General features: G+C 44.0%; 24 protein-coding genes and 1 tRNA gene. 15 read left to right on the top strand and 10 right to left on the bottom strand.

What is annotated here, in order from left to right:
• Positions 1 to 82: 82 nt before the first annotated feature.
• The 3 genes from ACVS9P_RS10465 to ACVS9P_RS10455 form a co-directional block, all read right to left on the bottom strand.
• Entirely contained in the window at positions 83 to 1,261 is a 1,179-nt protein-coding gene (locus ACVS9P_RS10465; protein ID WP_452103480.1) for an FprA family A-type flavoprotein, read from the bottom strand.
• A gap of 21 nt (positions 1,262 to 1,282) precedes the next feature.
• Complete coding sequence (gene rd / locus ACVS9P_RS10460) at positions 1,283 to 1,438, bottom strand: rubredoxin (RefSeq protein WP_452103479.1); 156 nt, start codon at positions 1,436 to 1,438, stop codon at positions 1,283 to 1,285.
• A gap of 76 nt (positions 1,439 to 1,514) precedes the next feature.
• Positions 1,515 to 1,784, bottom strand: a complete 270-nt coding sequence (locus ACVS9P_RS10455) for a DUF6514 family protein (protein WP_452103478.1) — start codon at positions 1,782 to 1,784, stop codon at positions 1,515 to 1,517.
• Positions 1,785 to 2,005: 221 nt separating this feature from the next.
• Here ACVS9P_RS10455 and ACVS9P_RS10450 point away from each other — a divergent pair, with 221 nt between their 5' ends.
• Positions 2,006 to 4,705, top strand: a complete 2,700-nt coding sequence (locus ACVS9P_RS10450; RefSeq protein ID WP_452103477.1) for a cation-translocating P-type ATPase — start codon at positions 2,006 to 2,008, stop codon at positions 4,703 to 4,705.
• Here ACVS9P_RS10450 and ACVS9P_RS10445 read toward each other — a convergent pair.
• Complete coding sequence (locus tag ACVS9P_RS10445; RefSeq protein ID WP_452103476.1) at positions 4,644 to 5,726, bottom strand: lysylphosphatidylglycerol synthase transmembrane domain-containing protein; 1,083 nt, start codon at positions 5,724 to 5,726, stop codon at positions 4,644 to 4,646. The genes ACVS9P_RS10450 and ACVS9P_RS10445 overlap by 62 nt on opposite strands.
• Positions 5,727 to 5,957: 231 nt before the next feature.
• On the opposite strand from ACVS9P_RS10445, the gene ACVS9P_RS10440 reads away from it, so the two are divergent.
• Together ACVS9P_RS10440 and ACVS9P_RS10435 are read left to right on the top strand one after the other, a co-directional pair.
• Positions 5,958 to 6,034 (top strand) — tRNA-Met (locus tag ACVS9P_RS10440).
• 373 nt (positions 6,035 to 6,407) lie between these two features.
• Positions 6,408 to 6,818: a peptide deformylase gene (locus ACVS9P_RS10435; RefSeq protein ID WP_452103475.1), complete on the top strand. Its 411-nt coding sequence runs from the start codon at positions 6,408 to 6,410 to the stop codon at positions 6,816 to 6,818.
• Positions 6,819 to 6,953: 135 nt separating this feature from the next.
• On the opposite strand, the gene ACVS9P_RS10430 is transcribed toward ACVS9P_RS10435, so the two are convergent.
• Positions 6,954 to 7,346 carry a pyridoxamine 5'-phosphate oxidase family protein gene (locus tag ACVS9P_RS10430; protein WP_452103474.1) on the bottom strand — a complete coding sequence of 131 codons (393 nt, stop codon included), beginning with the start codon at positions 7,344 to 7,346 and terminating at the stop codon, positions 6,954 to 6,956.
• 136 nt (positions 7,347 to 7,482) lie between these two features.
• Between ACVS9P_RS10430 and ACVS9P_RS10425 the strand changes: the two genes are divergently transcribed.
• Positions 7,483 to 7,818 (top strand): winged helix-turn-helix transcriptional regulator, encoded by a 336-nt coding sequence (locus tag ACVS9P_RS10425; RefSeq protein ID WP_452103473.1) that lies wholly within the window; start codon positions 7,483 to 7,485, stop codon positions 7,816 to 7,818.
• Positions 7,819 to 7,988: 170 nt separating this feature from the next.
• Here ACVS9P_RS10425 and ACVS9P_RS10420 read toward each other — a convergent pair whose 3' ends face one another.
• Positions 7,989 to 8,666 carry a hydrolase gene (locus ACVS9P_RS10420; protein WP_452103472.1) on the bottom strand — a complete coding sequence of 226 codons (678 nt, stop codon included), beginning with the start codon at positions 8,664 to 8,666 and terminating at the stop codon, positions 7,989 to 7,991.
• A 199-nt stretch (positions 8,667 to 8,865) separates the two neighbouring features.
• On the opposite strand from ACVS9P_RS10420, the gene ACVS9P_RS10415 reads away from it, so the two are divergent.
• The 11 genes from ACVS9P_RS10415 (at position 8,866) to hgdB (ending at position 20,910) form a co-directional block, all read left to right on the top strand.
• On the top strand, positions 8,866 to 9,402 hold the full coding sequence (locus ACVS9P_RS10415) for a DUF5662 family protein (RefSeq protein WP_452103471.1): 537 nt from the start codon (positions 8,866 to 8,868) through the stop codon (positions 9,400 to 9,402).
• Positions 9,403 to 10,248: 846 nt separating this feature from the next.
• Positions 10,249 to 10,554: an OadG family protein gene (locus ACVS9P_RS10410; RefSeq protein WP_452103470.1), complete on the top strand. Its 306-nt coding sequence runs from the start codon at positions 10,249 to 10,251 to the stop codon at positions 10,552 to 10,554.
• Positions 10,555 to 10,617: 63 nt separating this feature from the next.
• Entirely contained in the window at positions 10,618 to 10,992 is a 375-nt protein-coding gene (locus ACVS9P_RS10405) for a biotin/lipoyl-containing protein (protein WP_452103469.1), read from the top strand.
• A gap of 15 nt (positions 10,993 to 11,007) precedes the next feature.
• Positions 11,008 to 12,135 carry a sodium ion-translocating decarboxylase subunit beta gene (locus ACVS9P_RS10400; RefSeq protein WP_452103468.1) on the top strand — a complete coding sequence of 376 codons (1,128 nt, stop codon included), beginning with the start codon at positions 11,008 to 11,010 and terminating at the stop codon, positions 12,133 to 12,135.
• 71 nt (positions 12,136 to 12,206) lie between these two features.
• Positions 12,207 to 13,166 carry a glutaconate CoA-transferase subunit A gene (gene gctA / locus ACVS9P_RS10395; protein ID WP_452103467.1) on the top strand — a complete coding sequence of 320 codons (960 nt, stop codon included), beginning with the start codon at positions 12,207 to 12,209 and terminating at the stop codon, positions 13,164 to 13,166.
• Between the two features lie 3 nt (positions 13,167 to 13,169).
• On the top strand, positions 13,170 to 13,973 hold the full coding sequence (gctB, locus tag ACVS9P_RS10390; protein ID WP_452103466.1) for a glutaconate CoA-transferase subunit B: 804 nt from the start codon (positions 13,170 to 13,172) through the stop codon (positions 13,971 to 13,973).
• Entirely contained in the window at positions 13,973 to 15,739 is a 1,767-nt protein-coding gene (locus tag ACVS9P_RS10385) for an acyl-CoA carboxylase subunit beta (RefSeq protein WP_452103465.1), read from the top strand. The genes gctB and ACVS9P_RS10385 overlap by 1 nt, the downstream gene beginning before the upstream one ends.
• 501 nt (positions 15,740 to 16,240) lie before the next feature.
• A complete protein-coding gene (locus ACVS9P_RS10380) occupies positions 16,241 to 17,506 on the top strand; it encodes a sodium/glutamate symporter (protein WP_452103464.1) in 1,266 nt (421 codons plus the stop codon).
• Positions 17,507 to 17,598: 92 nt separating this feature from the next.
• Positions 17,599 to 18,387, top strand: a complete 789-nt coding sequence (hgdC, locus tag ACVS9P_RS10375) for a (R)-2-hydroxyglutaryl-CoA dehydratase activase HgdC (protein ID WP_452103463.1) — start codon at positions 17,599 to 17,601, stop codon at positions 18,385 to 18,387.
• An 85-nt stretch (positions 18,388 to 18,472) separates the two neighbouring features.
• Positions 18,473 to 19,750 (top strand): 2-hydroxyacyl-CoA dehydratase subunit D, encoded by a 1,278-nt coding sequence (locus ACVS9P_RS10370; RefSeq protein WP_452103462.1) that lies wholly within the window; start codon positions 18,473 to 18,475, stop codon positions 19,748 to 19,750.
• Between the two features lie 5 nt (positions 19,751 to 19,755).
• The gene (gene hgdB, locus ACVS9P_RS10365) at positions 19,756 to 20,910 is read left to right on the top strand and encodes a (R)-2-hydroxyglutaryl-CoA dehydratase subunit beta (protein ID WP_452103461.1); all 1,155 of its coding nucleotides are present in this window, start codon (positions 19,756 to 19,758) and stop codon (positions 20,908 to 20,910) included.
• 213 nt (positions 20,911 to 21,123) lie between these two features.
• Here hgdB and ACVS9P_RS10360 read toward each other — a convergent pair whose 3' ends face one another.
• The 4 genes from ACVS9P_RS10360 to ACVS9P_RS10345 all read right to left on the bottom strand — a co-directional run bounded on the left by ACVS9P_RS10360 (position 21,124) and on the right by ACVS9P_RS10345 (position 26,022).
• Positions 21,124 to 21,876, bottom strand: coding sequence for an IclR family transcriptional regulator (locus ACVS9P_RS10360; RefSeq protein ID WP_452103460.1), 753 nt, complete (start codon positions 21,874 to 21,876; stop codon positions 21,124 to 21,126).
• Positions 21,877 to 22,008: 132 nt separating this feature from the next.
• Positions 22,009 to 23,967: a fructose-1,6-bisphosphatase gene (locus tag ACVS9P_RS10355; RefSeq protein WP_452103459.1), complete on the bottom strand. Its 1,959-nt coding sequence runs from the start codon at positions 23,965 to 23,967 to the stop codon at positions 22,009 to 22,011.
• Positions 23,968 to 24,288: 321 nt separating this feature from the next.
• Positions 24,289 to 25,134 (bottom strand): DegV family protein, encoded by an 846-nt coding sequence (locus tag ACVS9P_RS10350; RefSeq protein WP_452103458.1) that lies wholly within the window; start codon positions 25,132 to 25,134, stop codon positions 24,289 to 24,291.
• 15 nt (positions 25,135 to 25,149) lie between these two features.
• Positions 25,150 to 26,022: a DegV family protein gene (locus tag ACVS9P_RS10345; RefSeq protein WP_452103457.1), complete on the bottom strand. Its 873-nt coding sequence runs from the start codon at positions 26,020 to 26,022 to the stop codon at positions 25,150 to 25,152.
• Between the last annotated feature and the right edge of the window lie 120 nt (positions 26,023 to 26,142).

Genomic DNA, 26,142 nt, shown 5'->3' with positions numbered 1-26,142 from the left:
CGTTTTTTACATCAAAATTTTTACAAAATTAAAAAGCAGAGCAGAAATTAAAAAATTAATTTCTGCTCTGCTTTTAACAATCTCAAAGAGATGAAACGATCTGAAGAGCGTAATTTTTCATAGAATTCAGGTCTTCTTCGGTAGGCATAAAGTTGACACGCAGCCCATCCCCCTGGAATTTAAATTTCAATCCTTCCAAGCGGGCTTTTATCATAGGAACAGCTTCTCCACTCCAGCCGAAGGAACCAAATGCACCGGCAGGTTTGCGGGTGTTGATGGCGTCAATCATCGCGAGCGCTTTCCAAACAACGGAGGGCGCGTCCCGGTTGATCGTATCGGAACCGACCAAGAGCGCCTGGCAGCTGTTGATTTTAGAGGCAACCTCAAAAGCATCTGCATGAACAAGATCCATCATAGAGACTTCCAGATCTTGATTCGAAGAGAGTGCTTCTGCTGCAGCTTCTGCAAGTTTTTTGGTATAGCCGTATGCAGAAACATAAGGAATAAAAATCAACTTTTTTCCCGGGGATTCCGGAGTGCTCCAAAGACGGTAGAGCTTTTTTCTTTGCTCAATATTTTTTGTTAAACAGGGGCCATGGCTTGGACAGATCATTTCTGCAGGAAGAGCATCTATCAAAGCAAGTCCCTTTAAAACATAAGGCTTAAATGGCCTGAAAATCCCTTTAAAATAGTAGGCAAACTGTTCTTCATAAGCCTTTTGGTCATGAATACCAGTGTCCAGCATGGTGGGTTCGCAGTAATGGGTACCCAGAAAATCACAGGTAAAAAGCGTCTTTTCGGCGGGATACCATGTGAACATGCTGTCGGGCCAATGCAGGAGCGGCGCGGGAATAAATTGCAGTTCCCTGTTGTTGCCGAGATCCAAAATTTCTCCTGGCTTTATAATATGGCAGGGCAAACTTTCATTTGCAATCGCTTCCATATATTTTTTTGCTGCCACAGTGCAGTAAATTGTGAGCTTTGGGCATCTTTTTAAAAGCCGTGCAACCGAACCAGAATGATCTGGTTCCGTGTGATTCATGATCAGTGCATCAATTTTATCGAGCGAGACGACTTGCTCGATATTTTTAATGTATTCTTCAAAAAAGTCGGCATGAACGGTCTCGATTAATATGTTTTTCTCTCCGGTTATTAGGAACGCATTATAACTGGTTCCATATTTTGCTTCCATAACAATATCAAAGACGCGGAGGGCAGGATTTAGCACGCCGACCGAATAAATTCCATTTTTTAGTTTCATTGCGCTCATCCTCTAACACCCTCATTCTTTTTCAAACTGATCTTTTTCGGCCCCACAAAGAGGACATACCCAATCGGAAGGCAAGTCTTCAAACTTTGTTCCGGCTGGGATACCATGTTCTAAATCACCAATTTCTGGATCGTAAACATAACCACAAACACTGCATACATATTTCATGACAAAAGCCCTCCAAAAATAACAATTATTATTGTTTTTCTCTTTGGGTTAAGTATAGCTAGAATCTTTTTAAATGTCAACTGGTTTGTGAAAAATTGTAATCTTGGATGATTTCAGAAAGGGTACTTGGAAAAACAGAATTGCGCCGAAGCTTCTCTAGAAATTTTAGCGCACCATTTTTCTCACATGGAATAGAAGCGCTAGCCGTTTCAAATTCTATCTTTTCAATACTAATCAAATAGTTTGGAGTGGTAGAATCTGACTTTTGTACCGAGGGCTCTTCCTCTAGGAAATATTCCAGACGAACATTTCCTTCAATGGCTGTTCCTGCGTGGATACGATTCATTTCATTATTTCCCCCTTATGTGAATATATTTCACATTTTCTGTGAACTCCATTAGAATAGTGCAAAAAATTTGCGAAATCAAGAATAATTTGGGATATTTTTCAAAAAGTTGTAAAAAGCGCAACATGTTGCGGAGGGCTACAAAATCGTGACGATAAAAAGCAAGTCTATTTTGCCCTTCTTTTGCATAGGTTAAAAGCAGAGAAAGGAAGGGGAATAGTATGGATTGGCATCACCTGACAAAGGAAGAAACTGCTAAAAAATGGAAAACAGACTGCCAAAAAGGGTTAAAAGAAAGTCAGGCAACATCGCTGTTGCATAAGTATGGACCTAATCTTTTGCCGGAAGCGAAGGGCGAAAGTCTGATCCGGCGTTTTTTTCACCAATTTTCTGATTTTATGGTATTGATCTTGCTGATAGCGGCAGGAGTTTCTTTTTTAACTTCTTTTTTACAGAAAGATGAGGACTATCTGGATGCAATTGTTATCTTAATCATTGTAACCGTCAATGCGGTGATTGGAACCCTTCAGGAGAGCCGCGCAGAAAAGGCAATTTCTGCTTTGCGTAAAATGGCGACCCCATGGGCCAAAGTAATTCGAGATGGAAAGACCAGAAAAATCCCTGCACAAGAGGTTGTACCGGGGGATCTGGTCGTGCTCGAAACAGGGAATCTGGTGCCTGCCGATGTGCGCTTGACAGAAACAAGTGATCTGCGGGTAGAAGAAAGTGCGCTTACCGGAGAGAGTGTGCCGGCTTCAAAAGGGACTGACCCGCTTCCGGAAAAGATAGCTTTAGGGGATCGAAGCAATATGTGCTTTTCCTCCACTGTGGTAGCGGCGGGAAATGGACGCGGAATTGCAGTAGCGACAGGGACCAATACTCAGGTTGGAAAAATCGCCCATATGCTGCAGACTGCGCAGACACCGCAGACACCGCTGCAGAAAAAACTGGCAGTGGTGAGCAGAGTTTTGGGAATTGGCGTCTTAATTTTATGCGCCATTATTTTTTTGATGGGATTGTTTCAGAAGATTCCACCGCTTGAAATGTTCTTGATTGCAATTTCTTTGGCGGTTGCTGCCATTCCGGAAGGACTGCCGGCAGTGGTGACGATTGTTTTAGCTTCCGGTGTGCGGAGAATGGCTTTAAAGAAAGCGATTGTACGTCATCTGATGGCGGTAGAAACGCTTGGCAGTGCCAGCGTAATTTGCAGTGATAAAACGGGCACGCTTACCCAAAACCATATGACGGTTCGTGAACTTTATGCAGCAGAGGGTCAGCTAAATCCTCATAGTGCCGCTGCCCGCCGTCTGTTGGATGCTGCATCTCTCTGTACAAATTGTACAGCCGACGGTGATAAAATCCTTGGGGAGCCTACTGAACGTGCTATCTGTGAAGTCTTTGGAAATAAGGCTGTGCTTGACGCACAATTCCAGAGAGTCCGTGAGATTCCTTTCTCCAGTGAGCGCAAACGTATGACAGTCGCTGTACGGCAGCCGGATGGAAACTATCGGGTGATTATGAAGGGCGCCCCGGATGTATTGTACCCTCTTTGCGGGGGACTTCCCCGCCAAAACGACCGTATGGCGGAAAATGCGCTGCGTGTTTTAGCGGTAGCGGAAAAAACCGTTTCTTCCGTACAGGGGATGACTGTGCAGCAGATGGAGAGCGGGATGCGCTTTTTGGGACTGATCGGGTTGTATGATCCGCCGAGGAAAGAAGTAAAGGCGGCTGTTTCCCTTTGCAGAGAAGCTGGGATCAGGCCGGTCATGATTACAGGGGATTATCGTCAGACAGCCTGTGCAGTTGCAAAAGAACTGGGCATTTTGAAAGGTTCGGAGCAGGTGATTACCGGCCCTCAGCTCGATGCCATGAAGCAGCCCGAACTGGTGGAACAAATTGAAAAATGCAGTGTCTTTGCAAGAGTTTCTCCTGCTCATAAAGTGCGGATTGTGCAGGCATTTCAGGCACATGGAGAGGTAGTCGCTATGACCGGGGACGGCGTCAATGATGCGCCGGCGCTCAAAGCGGCCGATATCGGCTGTGCAATGGGGAGATCCGGCACGGATGTTGCAAAAGGTGCCGCAGATATGATCCTCGCCGATGACAATTTTACAACCATCGTAGACGCGGTCCGCGAAGGCCGCGGGATTTATGAAAATATTCGGAAAACGATTCATTTTCTTCTTTCCTGTAATATGGGAGAAATTTTGGCGGTGTTTGTGGGATTCCTGCTTCGTCTGCCACTTCCATTGATTGCGATTCAGCTTTTGTGGATCAACCTTGTTACGGATTCGCTGCCGGCTCTCGCATTGGGAGTAGAACCAATCTCGCCGAATATTATGAAGAAGCCGCCGATTCGCAAAGATGAAGGAATGTTTGGAGGCGGATTGGGCTATTCGATCGTTGTAGAAGGCTGCTTTATTGGGGCTCTCAGCCTTCTTGCCTATTCCATCGGACGTGTATTCTTCGATGTAAATCCGGCGTGCCCAGTGGTTGGCCGTACCATGGAATTTGCAGTTTTAAGTCTCAGCGAAATTGCCCATACGTTCAATATGCGCAGTGAATACCGGATTTTTGACCGGAATCAGACGCGCAATCCTAAGTTAGCAGTCGCAGCTATTATTTGTACTTTGCTGATGGTTTCCGTGATTGTATTTCCAAGTCTTTCCGTTGTATTCCACACTGCTGTTTTAAGCGGATTTCAATGGCTTGTGACCATCCTGTTGTCTCTTAGTCCGATCCTTCTGGTGGAACTGGAAAAATCCGCTGCGCAGCGCAAAAGAGCAAAGCTTTTAAAAAATGGCCCCGAAGAAACAAAAAAGCATTCCGCAAAAAGCGAAATGCCAAAAGAGAAACCTTTTATTCATCTGAATCGTCCGTTAAATCCGAGAGGTCTTTTCCCGAAAAATCATCAGGAATAGCGGTACTGTATTTGTGATTGCCGATTGAAGCAAAAATACAGCCCAAAATGATCCCGAAGTAATAAGTGATCATTCTCCAGATCAGCATGGCCGGAGCGGTGGCGTCGCGGAAAAATATATGAAAGAACATGCCAAAACTAATTTCTGCTCCGCCGGAAGCTCCGGGCAGTGGGACAAAGGAAGCAATCATATTCACAAATACCTGTGCAGCGATCATTACCCACATTCCGGTACCCCGCAGTCCAAAGCTGAGAAAAATAAAATAGGTAACAATGCTGTTGAACGTAATTTGGAAAACAGTGACCAGACAAACACATGCGTATAGTTTAATAGATTGTCCCATTGTTTTGATACCGTCATGAAAAACTTTGAGCTTTAAGACGGTATCGTCATATTTGGCCTGAAAATCATGAACCACATGAATTCTTTCCAGCAGATGAAGTACACCGTGAATTAGACGGTAAACGAAAGGAGGATAAATTGAAAATAGCAGAACCAAGAGAATAAAAGCACCGTTAGTCAAAACACCAAAGATTGTTAGAAAAGATAGGTTGCTGACAGCTGTTTGAAAAAAGTGAAGATGAAAGATCATGAGAATCAGGGCATAAAGGACCATGACGCACTGGTAAGTTAGGGTTTTTACCGCAATAATGGCACCGGCTTTTCCGGTTTTCATTCCCATTTTATGCATGGAGTAGATTTGCATAGGCTGACCGCCGGTAGAAAACGGCGTGATATTGTTATACAGAATACCGATCATTCCTACAATAATGGAACGTTTTAGCGTCCATTCAGGATACAGGTGATGACATAAAAGCCAGTTGCAGACTCCTTCTAAAAACCAAGTGAGCAGCATGGCGAAGATGGCGGCAAGCATCCAGCCGGGTTCCAAGTGTGCAAGAATTTCTTGAAGGCTTTTTTGATCCTGTGTCATAAGAAAGCCAATTAAAAGCCCGAGGGAAATTGAAAGTGTAATAATTACAAATAGATTTTTTTTAATTACATGTTTGACTTTTGACATGAAATGACTCCAATCTCTGGAAAAAAGTTTTAACTAGTCTTAAAACGACTTCAATACAACAGTTTATTAATCATAGCGTAATTTGTAAAAGAACACAAGGGGAACATTTTAAATAAAAGAAAACAGAAATATTAATTGTAAAAATTATTATAATAAAAAAATGAAAAACACTTGCTTTTTATGAAAGACCGCGTTATAATAAATATCGCGCCTAGAAAAGAGCGCAGATATCGCGGGGTGGAGCAGTCCGGTAGCTCGTCGGGCTCATAACCCGAAGGTCGTTGGTTCAAATCCAGCCCCCGCAACCATGTGATACGGTCACATTAGATGCACAGCGGTTTTTGCCGCTGTGCATTTGCTTTTCCTGGGATTTTTGATTACGTTGTTTCAATCAGAGATTCCATTGTTACAAACCCGTCCGTTTATTTGGGGGCAGGATTGCAATAGTCAACTGAACATTTTTCATCTTAACCTTTTTGCCCTTTTTGAAATCTTTGGCATTTTCAAAAAGGGCATTGCTTTTATTTTTTGAGATGACTAGGCGCAATCTTAAAGATTCATAGAAATCCGTTTCGCATGATAATCAAACTTATGATTTATGATTTCCTGATTGATAGCATAATAACCGTTTTCATATAAAATTGATGTCGAAATATTTTTAACTGAGGGGGAGGCAATCGGATGGTTCGCGAAATTATGAAAGAGGTTGGGTTTCTTTCGCAAAAATCGCAACCCGCTACAAAGGAGGATCTGTCGGTTGCGGGGGATCTGCTGGAAACACTAGAGGCTCATAAAGAGAGTTGTGTGGGCATGGCGGCAAATATGATCGGAGTGCATAAATGTATCATTGCCTTTGATAACGATGGAAAATACATGGTGATGTTTAACCCGGAAATTATTAAAAAATTCCAGCCTTTTGAAACCGAGGAGGGCTGTTTATCTCTTCTCGGTACGCGCAGAACAAAGCGTTGGAAATCGATCAAGGTGCAGTATCAAAATAGTGACTTTCAGAATCGATACAAGACTTTTACCGGATGGACGGCACAGATTATCCAACACGAGATCGACCACTGCAAAGGAATCGTTATCTGAAAAGGTGGGCACAGAAAACGAAAATTGATTTTGCATAGCCGCACATGCAGAAAACAACTGGATTTAAGCATAAAAAACCGGAGCCATCAAATTTTTGATGGCTCCGGCCGCAAAAACAATCGGTTGTATTACCTCTTAAAATTGATAGGTCTTAGGCTCTTCTGAGAAGGAAAATATCGTTGCAGTAACATTTTTCAGATAGAACACTGTGGTATTTCCATCGTCAGCCTTATACATTTTCTGGAGAGAGGGATATGCATCCAGCATACTTTGTTTGGGCTCAATTCTGTCATCTTCGATGGCATTCGCTTCGACACGAATCCATTTTTCGCCGACTGTGGCGCTGATTTCAATCTTTGAATTTGCCTTGATTTGCCGATATACTTTTTTTACTTTGCCTGTTTGGATATAAAGTTTGCCTTCAAAAATGTTTATGGTACCAAATGGACGAACCCTGGGCTGGTCCCCATCCTCCGTTGCAAGAAAATAAGTATTGGCCTGCTTTAAAAAATCATAGACTTCTTTCATGAATTGACGCCTCCATTTTAGTAAAAAGATTGATTTAAACACATTTCAACACTATAATAAAAACATAGTTTTAGAAATTATTCAAGTACAATATTTTAATATAGTAAGTATCTTATTAGATACTAATGAGGCAAAAATGGAAAAAGACTTATTTGGGATCTGTCCCTATGTCACTTCACAGAAACTGCTCACGGGAAAATGGACACTGTTGATTATGTATTACTTGAGCCTCAGGACCATGCGATTCAATGAACTGCAAAGAGAACTGCCGAACCTGACCCAGGCAACGTTATCCAAGCAGCTTCGCATGATGGAGGAGAATGGACTGCTGATTCGTACGGCTTATAATCAAATTCCGCCCAAAGTTGAATATTCGCTCTCTAGTCTCGGGCAGCACTTTAAGCCTGTCTTAGATGCTATCGAGGTATGGGGAAATGAGTATATTGACTTTTTGAAAAAGTCTAAACAATAAAGTCCTGAATAAAGAAGACGCTTATTTTGCGATAAGGGATGGACTTTTATTGTTGCTGTTGAGTTGTGTGATTTAAGCCTTTGGACCATTGCTGCATCTAGTGCGATTGAACCTGTTGCAAAGAAAAGAGCCAATCTGTATTTTGCACAGATTGACTCTTTTGGCTTTTGTTATGATTGGTTTGATTCTTCGCGGTAGAAAGTCATCAGCTTTTTAAAAAGTTCTGCTGTAGTCGGCGGAGTGTAGGTGATTGCATTCGCACCGGCATCGATTGTACGAAGAATATCGTCGTCTGTGGAACCCCCAGTCGCAATGATCGGAACTTTTGGAAAGCGCTTGCGAATTTCAGAGACAACGAACGGAGTGCGTGCAGCAGCTGAAACGTTTAAAATGCTGGCTCCGCTTTCCAGCCGTTTTTCAATATCGGTCTTTTCAGAGACGACAGTAATTGTGACTGGAATATTAATCTTATCCGAAACGAAAGTAAGCGTCTCATCGGGAGTCGGTGCATTGACGACTACGCCTGCAGCACCAAGATATTCCGCATTTTCGGCGAGATTTGTTACACGTTTTCCGAGGGTTGTGCCGCCACCGACACCAATAAAAACAGGAACATCTGCGCAGGTGATGATGGAGTTGGCAATGATCGGCTGCGGTGTAAATGGATAGACGGCCATGATAGCATCGGCGTTGCAATTTCTGATGATGGCAATATCGGTGGAAAACAGCAATGATTTTATCAGCTTGCCCATTACGCGCACGCCACAGACTTCATTGATGACCGTTGGAATTTTGATCATATGTTTTCTTAGAGCGCCTTCCAATTCCGGAACAAACTCGCTTTTCATAATTCTGATTCCCTCACTTTCCAAACAATTCATTTGTGTAAGATATTCTATACTGAATGAAATCTAAAGTCAAAGAATAATTTATGAATGCGGATTTAATTTTTTATGTGTTTAAAAGAAAAAAACGAAGAAGATAAATTATATAATCTTATATAATATATATAATAGAAAGGGAAAATCTTTCTGAGAGGAAAATTTTATGTTGCATCCGATTAAACATTTCCGAACAGTCAGCCACCATCGATGGCTTGTCTTAAAATACTGCTTTCGTATCGGCCTTTATAAACAAGGACTTTTGCATGATTTGTCCAAATTTTCACCAACGGAATTTTGGGCAGGTGCAAAATATTATCAGGGAAACCGGAGCCCAAATGATGCACAGCGTTTAAAAACAGGGTATAGTGCTGCATGGCTGCATCATAAAGGACGCAACCGACATCATCTGGAATACTGGATCGACTATTCTACAGGGGCTGATCATCAGCTTTGTGGAATGGAGATACCACCGCGCTATGTGGCAGAAATGATTTGTGACCGTATTGCTGCCAGCCGCACTTATCGCGGAAGTCTTTATTCTGATAGTGATCCGTATGAATATTATATGCATTCCAGAGATCATTATGTTCTTCATCCAAAGACTCGCCGTTATTTAGAAACTTATTTAAAAATGCTCAAAGACAAAGGGGAGCAGGAAACTTTGAAAGAACTAAAAAAATGGGTTCTACAATCGCATTAAGGTAATAATCAGAAAATTAAAAATGCAGGATTTATAACGTTTGTTGTCATAAAACAAGTTATAACTTTAATAAAGTTTAATAAAATCCATACTGTAGCAGAAATATTTTTCGATGGAAGTTTGGAATTATTTCTGTTCCTAAAAAACAAATTATTTTTAAAGAATTCTGATTTACGAGCGTAAAATCAAGTTTACTAGGCTGAAAGAAGAACTGGATCTTGCGAAATACGATTTGGATTTTTATGTGGATTCTAAACATTGAGAGAAAATAAAATCGAAATGATTCTTTTCGATTTTTGAAGGAAAGTATCTATTCATCATTCAAAAGAAAGAAAATAAAAGTCAAACTTTGATTTTTATAGTCGCTTTATAAAACATTTATAAAACAAAAATAAAGAAGAAAATTTGTCTGTCTTAACTAAAAATAGCTTCGAATTTTCTAGTTGCTTTTCCAAGAATCTATGATATAATGTGAATGAAAATTTACAAAATGTTCAAGAATGGTTTTGAACAAGATGCCTAAAAATGAACAATCGGATTTGTTGAAAATGCTGATTATTCAAACAATATAGGGAAAATGATTCTTTTTGCAAGCCTTTTTTGGGGAAAATATATTGTAAGTTTTCCGGCGCCGGTTGAACGGCATTTTTCTATGACATGAAATTGGAATGGATTCCACAATGTGAAATAGAAGAGTGCTGCGCCGGTATCTTGATTGCTGACGCTGCCGTTGACAAGTTGCTTTTACCGCCGGCGGCGGGAGGCAAATTAGTAAATCAGTACCAATTCAATTCTGGCGCGTTTCGCTCTCTCAAAAATTTTTGCTTAAGGAGGTGTAATGTTAATATGTGGACTTCGAATACAATGGATGCCGGTACTGCAATCATGGTTTCTCTGATGGGTATGGCAGTTGTTTTTCTATCTTTGATTGCACTAGATTTGGCAATTATGATTGTTTCTAAAATTGTGAATTCAACCCAGAAAAACGAAGAAACTGCTCCAGCCACATCAGCCGCACCGGCTGCACCGGCTGCGCCGGTTGCTTCCAGTGCCAATGATGAGACTTATGCAGTTCTGATGGCTGCAGCCTGTGAGGAAGCACATGCTTCTCCGGATACTATTCAGATCAAGGAGATCAAGGAAATTAAATAAAGCTTTGGCTCATTGGTCTACAAATGGCTTTTTCTTAAATTTAAATTTTAAAGGAGAATTGTGATGAAATACGTTGCAACTTTGAATGGTAAGAAATATGAGGTCGAAATTGAAAAAGTAGAGGGCGGATATCAGCCGATGTCCCGCACTGCTGCTCCTGCTCCGGTCGCTGCCCCGGCTCCTGTTGCCGCTCCGGTCGCTGCCCCTGCTGCTCCTGTTGTTGGTGAAAACAACGTGATCGCTCCGATGCCTGGCAAAATTCTGGATGTCAAATGCAAGGTCGGCGATGTTGTTAAGGCTGGCGATATTGTCATTATGTTGGAAGCTATGAAGATGGAAAACGAGATCGTTGCTCCAGCTGACGGAACTATAGCAGATATTTTGGTACGTACAGGTGATATGGTTGATACAGACGCTACGCTAGTCGTGCTGAAGTAAGGAGGCACGCTTAGAATGAATTTTATTAGTATTCTGGAGAGGATCTTCCAGGATTCCGGCTTCGCTGCGATTACATGGCAGCAGGCTGTGATGATTGTTGTGTCCTTTGTCCTCATGTATTTGGCAATTAAAAAGCAGTTTGAGCCTTTGCTTCTGCTTCCAATTGCTTTTGGTATTTTCCTTGCAAACCTGCCTTTGGCAAATATGGGTGCTGAAGAAGGCGGCGTTATTTCGGTGCTGTATCAAGGCATTACAGGCGACTTGTTCCCCTGCCTGATCTTCCTTGGAATTGGTGCAATGACCGATTTTGCTCCTTTGATGGCAAACCCGGTCAGCCTGTTGCTCGGTGCTTCTGCACAGCTCGGTGTTTACTGCGCATTCCTGCTCGCACTGGCAACTGGCCTCTTTACACCTCAGCAGGCTGCTGCAATCGGCATCATCGGCGGTGCTGATGGCCCGACTTCCATTTACCTTGCAAATAGCCTTGCACCGGAACTGGTTGCGCCAATCGCTGTTGCGGCATATTCGTACATGGCTTTGATCCCGCTGATTCAGCCTCCGATCATGCGCGCACTTACCACTAAAAAAGAGCGCATGATTAAGATGGGTCAGCTGCGCAAAGTATCTAAGGTCGAAAAAATCATTTTCCCGATTTTTGTTGTTTTGTTCTGCTCGCTGCTCCTGCCGGCTGTTGCTCCGCTGTTAGGTATGCTGATGTTGGGCAACCTGTTCCGTGAGAGTGGTGTTGTTGAGCGTCTTTCCGATGTTGCGCAGAACGGTCTGTGCAATGTTGTTACCATTTTCCTTGGCCTTTCCGTTGGCGCTACTGCAAACGGAGCCCTCTTCCTGCGGACTCAGACTCTGGCAATCATTGCCATGGGCTTATTCGCATTTGGCTTCTCTACTGTAGGCGGTGTCCTCTTTGGCAAACTTCTTTGCCATCTGACTCACGGCAAGGTCAATCCTCTGATTGGTTCCGCCGGCGTATCTGCAGTTCCTATGGCTGCGCGTGTTTCACAGGTAGAAGGTCGTAAATATAATCCGACCAATTTCCTGCTAATGCATGCAATGGGCCCGAACGTGGCTGGCGTTATTGGTACTGCAATGGCTGCCGGTTTCTTCCTGACCGTTTTCAAAGTCTAATTTCTGATTAATCCTTTTGTTCATTAATTGCCCTTTACGGGCAATGAAAATATAATTAGGGGGTTTTTAGCGTGGGAAAAATCTATTCTCTGCACGATGCGATTGCTAAGTACGTCAGCGATGGCGACTTTATCGCATTCGGTGGCTTCACAACGAACAGAAAGCCTTTCGCTGCTGTTCATGAAATTTTGCGTCAGGGCAAAAAGGACTTTATTGTCCAGACAGGCCCTGCCGGCCATGATGTCGATATGCTGATCGGCGAAGGTCGTGTAAAGGCATTCATCAACTGCTACATTGCAAACTCCGGTTTTACCAATGTATGCCGTCGCTTCCGTAAAGCGTACGAGCAGGGCAAGCTCCTGATGGAGGATTACTCTCAGGATGTTCTGATGCTCCAGTTGCATGCAGCTTCCCTTGGCCTTCCTTTCCTGCCGGTCAAACTGATGATCGGTTCCGGTTTGGAAACTGAGTGGGGCATTACGAAGGAACAGCGCCAGAAGATCGACAAATTGCCGGATGATAAATTTGTTACCATCGAGAACCCGTTCAAGAAGGGTGACAAAGTTCTGGCTTGCCCGGTTCCGGAAATTGATACTGCAATTATCCATGTACAGTATGCTTCTCCGGACGGAACCTGCCGTATCATCGGCGACGAATTCCATGATGTTGATATTGCAGTTGCAGCTAAGAAGACCATCGTTACCTGCGAGCAGATCATCAGCAATGAACAGATCCGTCGTGATCCGACCCTCAACTCCATTCCGGGCTTCTGTGTGGATGCTGTTGTATTGGCTCCTTTTGGTGCACATCCGTCTCAGTGCTACAGCATTTACGATTACGATAAGGTCTATTACAAGGCTTATGATGTCGCCAGCAAGACTGAAGAGGACTTTAAGACATTTGTGGACGAATGGGTCTACGGTGTTAAAGACCACGAGGAATACATCAACAAACTTGGTGCTTCCCGCCTTGCAAAGCTGCAGGTCATTCCGGGCCTCGGCTATGCTGTAGATATGACGAAGGAGGGTTAAGTGATGGCTGATTACACGAATTATACGAATAAAGAAATTCAGGCTGTAAACATTGCGAAATGCATTCAAAATGATCAGATCGTAATTGTTGGTACTGGCCTTCCCCTGATCGGTGCATCTTTGGCAAAGCGCGTTTACGCTCCGAAATGCCACCTGATCGTTGAGAGTGGTTTGATGGACTGCGCCCCAATCGAAGTTCCCCGCAGCGTCGGTGATGCTCGTTTTATGGCACATTGTGCTGTTCAGTGGCCGAATATCCGTTTTATCGGGTTTGAAGCAAATGAATGGCTTCATGATGAGAACCGCCTGATTGCATTTATCGGCGGCGCTCAGATTGACCCGTTCGGCAATGTAAACTCCACAAGCATTGGCGATTATCATCATCCGAAGACTCGTTTCACCGGTTCCGGTGGAGCGAACGGCATTGCTACATACTGCAACACAATCATTATGATGCAGCATGAGAAACGCCGCTTTATGCAAAAGGTTGACTATATCACCAGCCCTGGCTGGATGGAAGGCCCTGGCGGACGTGAAGCTCACGGCCTGCCTGGAAACCGTGGCCCACAGATGGTTGTTACCGACCGCGGTATTCTGAAGTTTGACAAAGATACCAAGAGAATGTATCTTGCCGGTTATTATCCGTCTTCTTCTCCGGAAGAAATTATTGAAAATACTGGTTTTGACATTGATGTTTCTAAGGCTGTCAAGTTGGATGCTCCTGATCCGGAAGTTATCCGCATGATCCGCGAAGAAATTGATCCTGGTCAGGCATTTATTAAAGTACCCGTGGAGGAAAAAGCATAATGAGTGATCATCAGTATTCAATGCCGTGCTATTTTCAGAATATGCCTGTTATCGGACGCCCGGTAGCAGCACCAAACGCTGAAAATGAGCAGGACATTAAGAAGGTTGAAAATGAGATTGCCTCCCTGACTCAGGCAGCTGAGCAGGCAGGCCGTGCTGACGATTCCCTGCACGCTTCCGGCCAATACACCGCTATGGAGCGTGTAAACGCACTGGTTGATCCTGGCACATGGTGCCCGCTCAACAGCCTCTATAATCCTCAGCACAACAAGAACGGCTCTACTGCTATCATCAAGGGCCTCGGCCGCATCCATGGAAAATGGGCAGTCGTTGTTGCTTCTGATAACAAGAAGCTTGCCGGCGCTTGGATCCCGGGGCAGTCCGAGAATTTGCTCCGTGCTTCCGACACTGCAAAGACTCTTCATGTTCCGCTGGTCTATGTTCTGAACTGCTCCGGTGTTAAACTGGATGAACAGGAGAAAGTTTATGCAAACCGCCGCGGCGGCGGCACTCCTTTCTATCGCAATGCAGAACTCCAGCAGTTGGGTGTTCCGGTGCTTGTCGGCATCTATGGAACAAACCCTGCAGGTGGTGGATACCACAGCATTAGCCCGACAATCTTGATTGCCCACGCAAAAGCAAACATGGCAGTCGGCGGTGCTGGAATCCTCGGCGGCATGAACCCGAAGGGCTATGTCGATATGGAAGGCGCAAAGCAGATGGTCGAAGCGACCGAAAAGGGACCGAAGCAGGATCCTCCAGGATCTGTTGCAGTTCATTACGGCCAGACCGGTTTCTTCCGTGAAGTTTACACAGAGGAAATGGGCGTTATCGAAGCATTGAAGAAATACATGGATGATATCCCGGCTTATAACCTCGATTTCTTCCGTGTCGATGATCCTCGGGAGCCTCAGTTCTCGGCAGATGATCTTTATTCCATTGTTCCGTTTAACCAGAAACGCCAGTACAATGCTTATGATGTTCTTGCTCGCTTGTTTGATAACAGTGAGTTCTCTGAATTCAAGAAGGGCTATGGCCCCGAGATCATTTGCGGCATGGCAAAAGCGGATGGCCTGCTTGTCGGTGTTATCACCAACGTTCAGGGTCTGCTGATGCATTATCCGGAGTACAAACAGAATTCTGTCGGCATTGGCGGTAAACTTTATCGTCAGGGCTTGATCAAGATGAATGAATTTGTTACTTTGTGTGCTCGTGACCGCATTCCAATGGTTTGGGTTCAGGATACAACCGGCATTGATGTTGGCGATCCTGCTGAAAAGGCTGAACTGCTTGGCTTGGGCCAGTCTCTGATCTATTCCATCCAGAACAGCAATGTTCCGCAGATGGAGATCACGCTGCGCAAAGGAACTGCTGCAGCTCACTATGTCATGGGTGGCCCTCAGGGCAATGATACCAATGCCTTTACGCTTGGTACTGCTGCAACTGAGATGTATGTCATGAATGGTGAAACTGCTGCTGCTGCAATGTACTCTCGCCGTCTTGTAAAAGACGACAAGGCTGGTAAGGACCTGCAGCCGACGATTGATAAGATGAACGAACTGATCAAAGAATACGACGAGAAATCTCGTCCGAAGTTCTGTGCTCAGGAAGGCTTTGTTGATGAAATTGTCAACATGAATGCAATGCGTTCTTATATCAAAGCTTTTGCAGACAGCTCCTATCAGAATCCGCAGTCGATCTGCGCATTCCATCAGATGCTGCTGCCCCGTGTAACGCGCGACTTTGATACATTTAAGAAGCCGTAAGTTCTGATTCAATAAAAATCATACCGGGGACTGCCCGATCCATTCCGATTGGGGAGTGGAAAGGGAAGTCCCCGGTGTTTTATGAGCATATTTTATGCCTAAAAAACGGAAGAGAAACTTAAGAATGTTTGACTCTTTAATTGGAAGATTGATTAATTTTTGTCAATTTTCACAACTTCGAGAGGAAAATCAAGAATTTTTTTAATGTTTCTGTACTTTAAAGGTTGAAGTTTCTTATAAGATCTTCTATAATTGTACCAAGTGTAAATTATAAGGTGCAATATGATTTTACACTTGCTTTCCGTTTTCATTAGGAAAACTGTCTATAGTGTAATGGAAAATCCCTGTGACTATGTGCGATGAGTTGTTGGGCTTCGCCATGATCCTGACATGGGGAGAAAGGAGGAAACTGTTTTTTTGGTGCCCCAGGACTTATAAAAATAGCCACGAGACTTCCAGTGTGCATTATAAATAAAAAAGTAATTAGGGAGCGAAATGTACATGGATTTAGCGAAATATTTTGGTACCTTTGTTGCAAAAGGTACCGAGGTTAGCGGCCAAGTCGCTACGATTTCCAGTTTGAAGCTGGAATATTTAACAACCTTGGGAATAGCAGCAATTGTTATTTTCCTTGGTCATGCAATTGTAAAACGGTCTAAGCTTTTACAAAAATATGCAATCCCGGCGCCAGTTATTTCTGGTTTGATTGTATCTATTGTGATATCTTGTGTTAAAGCAAGTGGAGCGATTGCAATTACATTTGATACGAAAATTATGCAAGATTTATGCCAGAACCTGTTCTTCCTTTGTGTAGGATTTGGGTTCAGCACAAAATTAATTAAGCATGCAGGTGGCAAACTCTGTGCAATGATTGCCATCGCTGCATGTGTCTTGATTGTTTTGCAGGATGTCGTCGGCGTTGCAGTCGGCAGTGCAGTTGGAATGAATCCGCTGCTTGCTCTGCAGTGCTCTTCCGCTTCTATGTCCGGCGGTGTAGGAACAGCTTCTGCTTTTGGCCCGATCTACGAGAAGATGGGTGCAGCAGGTGCAACAACTGTTGGTGTTGCAGCAGGTACGTTGGGTAACATTATGGGTTCTCTGATTGGCGGCCCTGTAGCAGCATTCCTGATTTCTCATCACAATCTGCATTCTGATCCGAATGATAAGCCAGATTCCGAAGCAAACGGTGTCGTAAACAAGTTGGATAACAACCGTATGGTTTCCATGTTTGCAATGTGCCTGCTGCTTTCCGCACTTGGCATGCCGATTTATGCGCTTATTAGCCAGGTCCCAAGCCTTTCCATTCCGAAGTTCGTTTGCTGCCTGTTCGCTGGTGCAATTGGCCGTAATGTGATGGAAGCTCTTCACATTCCGTTCTATGTACCTGAAGTTGACGCAATTGAGAACATGTTCCTTGAGCTCTATCTGGCTCTGGTACTGATGGGAATCGATATTACTGCTTTGGCTCCTGTTGCTGGTCAGATGGGCATTGTATTGCTGGTACAGGCTATTTTGATGGCTTTGTTTGCAATCTTTATTTCTTACAATATGTTTGGCCGCGATTACGGCGCTGCTGTTATGGCTGCTGGTAACTGTGGATGGGGCTGCGGCTCTGGTCCGAATGCTGTTGCGAACGAACAAGCAGTTATGAAAGAGTATGGCTGGCACAACATCGCATGGGTTCTGTATCCGTCTTTCGCTGTTATCATCGACGATATTTTCAACCCAGTTGCGCTTTCCGTTTTTGGTAACATTTTCGGAAAATAATATAGGCTTTTGAGAGCAGTTTTCCGGTAAGAATTCTGCCCCGCGCCAAGACTGCGGTTGCCGAATAAATTAAAAATTTTGGAGCAATTTGAATGGATACAATTTACACACTCGGAATTGATGTGGGTTCTACCGCATCGAAATGTGTCATTCTGAAGGATGGCAAAGAGATCATCAGCAAATCGCTGATCCCGGTTGGTACCGGTACCAGCGGTCCTAGTCGTGCAATTTCTAATGTGTTGGATGATGTTAATATGAAGAAAGAGGATATGGCTTATATCCTTGCTACCGGCTATGGCCGCAATTCCATCGACTGGGTTGACCAGCAGATGAGTGAATTGAGTTGTCATGCTAGGGGCGCTTACTTCGTATTTCCTGATGTTCACACTGTAATCGATATTGGCGGACAGGATGTTAAAGTGATTCAGATTGAAAACGGAGCCATGGTCAATTTTCAGATGAACGATAAATGTGCCGCTGGTACAGGACGTTTTCTGGATGTAATGGCACGTGTTCTCGAAGTCAATGTTAACGATCTCGGTATGCTGGCTGCACAGTCGACCAAGCGGGTAGCAATTAGTTCTACCTGCACGGTCTTTGCAGAAAGCGAAGTAATCAGTCAGCTGGCACAGGGCAGCGATAAATGCGACATCATCAATGGGATTCACCATTCGGTGGCTGCGCGTGTTGTTGGTCTGGCACATCGCGTCGGAGTACGCGATAGAGTTGTTATGACCGGCGGCGTTGCGCAGAACAGCGGCGTTGTCTCTGCTTTGCAGGAGGAGTTAGGGCATCAGGTTTATACCACTCCGCTTGCACAATATATTGGTGCGCTTGGAGCTGCATTATTTGCTTGGCAAAAAGCAACCCGAAAGAAATAATTAACTATTGCAGTCTAGTGTGCGGGGTTTTCCCCACATACTTGATCACCTTTCATATTTTTATTTGAAGGAGAGAGTTTTTACTATGGCTGAAATCGAAAAAACAGCACCCGCTGCACAGCCTGCAGCGCCTGCTAAAAAACCGAAGAAACCGCCAACACCCGGTGTAGCTGCTCTGCGTAAGGTAGTTTCTGATGTTTATGCAGCAGCATGGGAAGCAAAGAAAGCAGGCCGTCCGGTAGGCTGGTCTTCTTCCAAGTTCCCTTGTGAAATTGCAGAAACATTGGATCTGGCAGTTGTGTATCCTGAAAACCAGGCCGCTGGTATTGCTGCTCAGCATGATGGCGAGCGCCTTTGCCAGGCTGCCGAAGATATGGGCTATGATGCCGATATCTGCGGATATGCCCGTATTAGCCTCGCATATTCTGCTGGTGTAGAAACCACCAACGTATCCCGTCAGATGCCGCAGCCGGACTTCGTTCTGTGCTGCAACAATATCTGCAACTGCATGACAAAGTGGTATGAGAATATCGCTCGTATGCATAACATCCCGTTGATTATGATCGATGTGCCGTACAATAATACCACCCATGTCGATGATACTTATGTTGCATATATCCGTGGTCAGTTTGACGATGCAATTAAACAGCTGGAACATATCGCAGGCAAGAAATTTGACGAAAACAAATTCGAAAAAGTCTGTGAAAATGCAAACCGTACTGCAAAAGCATGGTTGAAAGTTTGTAATTATCTTCAGTATCAGCCTTCCCCGATGTCCGGCTTTGACCTCTTCAACCATATGGCTGATGTTGTTACTGCCCGTGGCAAGGTTCAGACTGCAGAGGCGTTTGAGCTGTTGGCTACTGAGCTGGAGGAGAACATCAAGGAAGGTAAGTCTACACTGCCGTTCCCGGAGAAATACCGTATCATGTTCGAAGGTATTCCTTGCTGGCCTGAACTGCGCGCACTCTTTAAGCCTTTGAAAACAAACGGCTTGAATGTTACTGCTGTTGTGTATGCACCTGCTTTTGGATTTGTATATGACGGCCTGGATGATCTGTGCCGCGCATACTGCAAGGCTCCGAACAGTGTCTGCATTGAGCAGGGCGTTGATTGGCGTGAAGGAATCTGCCGTGAGAACAAGGTAGACGGCGTACTGGTCCATTACAACCGCAGCTGCAAACCATGGTCTGGTTACATGCCTGAGATGCAGCGTCGCTTTACTGAAGACTTGGGTGTTCCGTGTGTTGCTTTTGATGGCGATCAGGCGGATCCCCGGAACTTCAACGATGCTCAGTACGAGACTCGTGTACAGGGCTTGGTTGAAGCTATGGAATCAAATAAAGCTGCGAAGGAGGGCTAACGAACATGAGTATCGAATCGATTATCAGTGAGTTCGCCGGCATCGCGGCAAGTCCCGCAAAGCAGCTGGCAAACTATAAAGCCGAAGGCAAAAAAGTAATCGGCGTATTGCCTTACTATGCACCTGAAGAACTGGTCTATGCCGCAGGCATGGTTCCGTTTGGCATGTGGGGCACCAATGACAAGGGTATTAGTTTATCAAAAGAGTATTGTGCTACTTTCTATTGCACAATCGCACAGTTGGATCTGGAAATGCTGCTTGACGGCACAATGGATCAGCTCGATGGAGTGATTACACCGACCATCTGTGATACTCTTCGTCCAATGAGCCAAAACATTCGTGTTGCAATGGCGAAACTCAAGAAAATGCCGACAATCTTCCTGGCACATCCGCAGAACCGCAAACCGGCTTATGGCCTTAAATTCTGCGTAGACCAGTACACGAATGTCAAGAAAGCTCTGGAAGAGATCAGCGGTGCTCCGATTACGGATGACGCTCTGAAGAACGCAATTAAGGTTTACAATGCAAGCCGTGCTGCCCGTCGTGACTTTGTCAAACTGGCAAACGAGCATTGTGATGTAGTTACCCCGACAAAGCGCAGTGCTGTTCTGAAAGCTTCTTGGTTTATGCTGAAAGATGCTTACACCGAAAAGTTGGTTGCTCTGAATGAGGAACTCAAGAAGCTACCTGACTGCGACTGGAAGGGCACAAAGGTTGTTACAAGCGGTATTATCTGTGACAATGCAGCTCTGCTGAAGATCTTTGAGGACAACAATGTTGCAATTGCAGCTGACGATGTTGCACACGAGAGCCGCGCATTCCGCGTAGATGTTCCTGAGTGTGATGATCCGATGATGGCACTTGCAATGCAGTTTGCAAATCAGGATTATGATGTTCTTCTTTATGATGAGCATTCTTCTGAGAACCGTCGTGCTGAGCATGTTGTCGATCTCGTTAAAGAGAGCGGCGCTCAGGGTCTGATTGTCTTTATGCAGCAGTTCTGTGATCCGGAAGAGATGGAGTATCCTTACCTGAAGAAGGCTTTGGATGCTGCACAGATTCCGCACATCAAACTGGGCATTGACCAGCAGATGCACGATTTTGGTCAGGCTGCAACTGCAATTCAGGCATTTGCTGATGTCCTGAGTATGCAGAAGTAATCTGGTTTTTAAAGCAAGTAGTCTTTAATGAAGGAGCCTTGTCGATATTTTCGGCAAGGTTCCTTTTTTATACTTTTGGGAAAGCTTTTGCAATTATGCCTAAACTAGCACACGAAGAAAGGATTAAAAAATAAAAAATTATAATAAAACGAACCGACAAAACAGTTTTTTGACTGTAATTGCCGGTTCGTTTTTAGCTTTAAAGGTTGTTTTTTATGGAAGTGAATATCCCAGACGATACGAAAGTTTTTCAGCACTATCCATGACATCATGTTTTAGATCCGTAAAGTGCTTTCCGATAGTACGAGAAGCAGGGGCAATAATCCCAATAGAAGCCTTCATTTGGCTATCTGATCCAAATACAGGAGCACCAATTCCTACTGCATCTTCAATATATTCGCTGCGGGAAATGGAGATTCCTTCTTTGCGTATGGTTGCTAAGTCTTTCAAAAGCGTTTCAGGAGTTTGGATGCTGAGCTTAGATGGATGTTCTTCCATGTTCAGCAAGTAATGTTTTAAAAATTCTGGAGACTGATAGGCAAGTAATACTTTTCGAATTGCACCTACATGCAAAGGCTGTTCATAACCGAAATGATCAACCACTTTTAGATTATTGGGCCCTTCCGCTTTGGCAAGAATTAATCCTCGCAGCCCAATTCTAATCATTAGAAAGGCGTCTTCTCCGGTACATTCTGAAAGATAAGCAAGAACCGGTTGGCAAACCGTTTGCAGTTTTGTCTGATTTGTTGCCGCGGTCCCCAGAGAAATGAGGGCAGGTCCCAGTTGATATAAATGAGTTTGGTCATTTTTCACTACAAAATCTTTTGTACACAATGTTTGAAGAATTCGATGAATACTGCTTGGCGGAAGGTCAAGAGTTTCCGAAAGTTCCGCAACTGAAAAAGCTTTCTGGGGCCCTTTTAATGCTTCCAGCAGATCCAATGCGCGGAGTAAGCTTTGAATCATATCATAAAAAACCTCGTTCTTTTAAAGTCTAAAATATAAGTTTAGTATATCGTTTTATTCCGTATTGCGCAATGAGTTCCACGATAAAAAATCAAAAAATTAAATTTGTCTTTAAATTTAACAAGGGAAACTTTATTTTGATTGAATAATTTTTTCCTGTAAGCGGCCGCTGCGATAAGCTTTCAGCAGTTCTTCCAAATCAGCGATCTGTTCTCTCAACTCAACGCCAGTGTCGGTATCTCCCACAGTAATGCGCTGCCGAATCGCTTCGATCACCTGTACCTTGGGGCTGGTTTCTTCCATCAGCTGCCCAGGCAAAAGGGGTTTATGCTGTGCCAGTGCCAGATAGCGGGAGTTTGCAATAAATGTATAGCCGCCAATTCCAGTCTGTTTTTGATATGCTTTGCTGATGCCTCCGTCGATCATAAAAAGCAGGCCGCCGGCTTTTACCGGAGATTCTCCCTCTTTTAGGCGAACCGGAACATGGCCGTTAATAATGTGACTGCAGGAGGGGTCCATCCCAAATTCGCGCAAAATGCGTTCACATAAATCTCGCGTGTCAAGATGTTTATAATAGGGATTCATGATCTCTTTATGTGTTTTTTTATCGGCGATAAAAATTCGTTCAAATAAGGCCATTTTGCTTTTTCCAAAAAGAGGAGAAAGTTTGCCGCACCAGAGATACCACATAAAGTCACAGGCATCCTTTTGTTCGTGGCTGCCTTCAGGTGCAAAATAAGCGTTGCGGACAATCGAATCTATTTTATCAAGATAAGATTTTCCAGAATACTCTTTGTTTCCGAGGCTAACGACTGCAAAGCTGCCGTCTTCATTAAGAGGAATGCAGCCATGATAAAGCAGATTGGAGTTCATGCGCAGATACATACCGCCCTTGGAATAAAGATAGTGGATATGCTCCTGCAGCCTTGGAGAATGAAGAAAAGAGGAGACAAGAGAATTGGAAAGTTCTTGCTCTTCTCGTGTTAGCTTGAGCGGATCGTGAGGGTTGACAGTCGGGAAATTGGTATCCAAAAGGGGATAACAGGTGCCATCAATTTCGATTGTGCCATCTTTAAAATTAATTTTTTCCAAAAGCAGCCGGTCATCCATATGATATTCAGGATGTCGGTGAATCAGTTGTCCTTCCAGCTTTAGCTGAAGGATCACCATTGCCTTGTGCATTTTTGCCGCCAAAGGAATATCCACCGGATCATATTGGTTCTCGTCCAGAACATGGGGCTGAAAATGTTCACAGGGATCGTCGTGATAGACGCGCGCCGCAAAATCAGAAAGCGGACGCAGGTTGATTCCATAGCCCCCCTCCAAAACATCGAAGCTGTTGTAGCTGATGCCAAGACGGACAACGTTTGCGGCAAGCGCTCGGTTTCCACAGGCAGCGCCCATCCATGAAATATCATGGTTCCCCCATTGAATGTCAATATCCGGACGCTCCATCAGTGCATCCATAATTAAATCCGGGTGTGGGCCACGATCAAAAACATCCCCTACAATATGTAGGCGGTCGACGAGAAGACGCTGAATCAGAAGACACAGTTCCATAATAAATTCTTCGTTCATACCCGTGTCGACGATTGCGCGGATAATCTCAGAAGTATAATGAGGCTTGTTGCTGTTGCTGCCGCCGTCTGCATGCAGGAGCTCGTCAATAATATAGGCAAAGTTTTGTGGGGTACGTTTACGCACTTTGCTGCGGGTATATTTGCTGCCGGCTTCCCGGCAGACTTCCACTAGACGATAAATAATGACTCGGCTCCAGCCGGTAAAATCCTTGTGCTTGTGATGTGCTTTCGCAAGTCCCTCTTTTGGATAATAAATCAGAGCGGCTAATTCCGCACGCTCATTTTCTGGAAGCGACTGCTCAAAGAGCTCATCAATTTTTTTGCGAACCACGCCGGACGCACTTTTTAATTGGTACAAAAAGGCCTCATGTTCTCCATGCAAATCGCTGAAGAAATATTCAGTCCCTTTTGGCAGACTCAGAATGGCTTTCAAATTAATAATTTCTGCTGCTGCCGCCTGAGCGTTGGGATAGGTTTTGCTCAAGAGCTGCAAAAAACGCTGATCCCGCATTTTTTAATACCTCCCGTATTTGATCTCTTCTTATTTATTGTAGCGAATTAGTCGACTTGAATCAAGTGACCAAAGCAAGAAATAACTAAAAATAGTACAAAAAATCCGTTTAATTTTTAACAATGAGCACAATAAAAGCAAAATAAATCAAAAAAGTAGTTAAGACAATGATTGGCAGAAATGTTTTTCTGCTAAATATGCGATTGTAAAACGGGATTTTTAAAGATATCTGAATTCTATAGTTTGGTGGATCAAAACAAAAATAGCTCTCTGCGAACGCAGAGAGCTGATTTAAAGCTTTAATCTAAATTCAACTATTTTCTATTCTGCTTCATAGAAAAGTCCTAATGTATCGGGACCAAACTGGCATCCAAAAATCGGCTCTAAGAAAGAGATAGAAACCATATCTGTTAGATTTTGTTTTTGAATCATCTGCTTTAGAACCTGTGCATCCTTTTCACAGTCTGCATGAACAATAGAAACGGATTGAATCGTGCTTAGCGATGCCGCTTTTTGCAGATTTTTCAAAAGGCAGGAGACCATTTCTTGACGATTTTCGGCTTGTTCTTTAAAAAGAAGCTGTCCTTCTGTGATCTGTAAAATTTGGTTTTGGCGGTTCGAAAAATTTCCTTTAAAAGACCGGACTAGAAAATCTGAGTTTTGGACGGCAAACAAGCTATAAATATGAGGGACATTCGATTCTGCCCATTCTTTTGCTTCTAAAAGGGACGCGCCTTTTTGCTGCAGCTTGGAAAGATGTTGAAGCAAAATTCCTTGTCCGGCACTCAATGTCATGGAATTGATCGCTTCAATGCGACGTGTGGGAAACTCTCGCTGCAGATTGGCAAGTGCACGGGTAGCGTTGTGCCAAGTTTCACCCAAAGCGTCGGAAACGCCAATATACAAAAGATCTTTTCCACGAGCAAGAGCAGGGCGTAAAAACTCAATCAGATCCGATGTATCAAAGGTGACTGCAGCGGCAGACAAAGCTGTCCGCAGTAGTTGATAAATCGAATGAAGATCGGGATTTTCTTTTTCGGGCACTTGGTCATAATTCTGATCTCCAATTTTAAATCCCATAGGAACTGCCAAAATTTCAGCTTTTTCGAGAGAATCCTGTGAAAGACCACAGGCGGCTTCCGTAATAATTTGATAAGATGAATTCATATTCATTCGGCCTTTTTATTCTTTTGTAGTTGCGAGGAAAAATAATGCGACGAATCCGGCGCCGGTATGACAGCCGATGACAGGTCCCAGGTTGTTGATTACAACGCGAGAAGTACCAAAGGTCGATTTTACTTTATCCGCAACATATTCTGCATCTTTTAAGGAATCGCCGTGTCCTACAAAGACAATTTGGTCTTTGGGATTTACTGCAGTTTGCTGCATGTGGCGAATTAACGCATCCAGGCTTTGCCGGCGGCCGCGGACTTTTTCCTTAACCGCAAGATGACCATTCGTGTCCACGTTCATAACGGGCTTGATCGAGAGCATGGTGCCTACTAAAGCGGAAGTTGCGCTGATTCGGCCGCCGCGTTTTAGATGGTTCAGATCATCTACGGTAAACCAGTGTGCTAAGTGATCGCGGTTTGCAAGAACCCAGTCACGCACTTCTTCAAGGCTTTTGCCTTTTTTCATTTCGAGCCCGGCGAGATAGACTAAAAGTCCTTCTCCTACGCAGGCGGCTTTTGTGTCTACGACTTCAATTTTACGGTCGGGATATTCTTCGGAAAGATCCTGTGCAACGATTCTGGCAGTGTTGTAGGTGCCGGAAAGCCCACTGGAAAAGCAGAGATAAAGAATATCTTTTCCCTCTTTAAGATAAGAGGTAAAAACCTTCTGAAAGGTATCCGGATTAATCTGATTTGTGCTGCAAGAAGAACCGGCGCGCAGTGCATCGTAAAAATCATGCGGGCTTTGTTCCCGATAATCTGGATAATTGTGATAGGTTTTCCCATCCATTGCATATTCCATTGGAATAACGTAAACGCCGATTTCTTCGATCAGATCCACATTCATATCTGAAGTGGAATCGGTGATTAATTGATAATTCATCAAAACTCCTCCTGTCAAAGATCCGAAATGGATTTTTATCTCATTTTTTATTATATCGAATTATAAAAAATTCTGCAAGGGATTCCTCGGAAAAGTATAAAAATCGAAAAAGAAAAAGCT

The organism is Caproicibacterium sp. NSD3 (assembly GCF_053613275.1).
The sequence above is the reverse complement of the archived record's forward strand: the minus strand, read 5'-3'. Positions and strand labels throughout refer to the sequence as shown.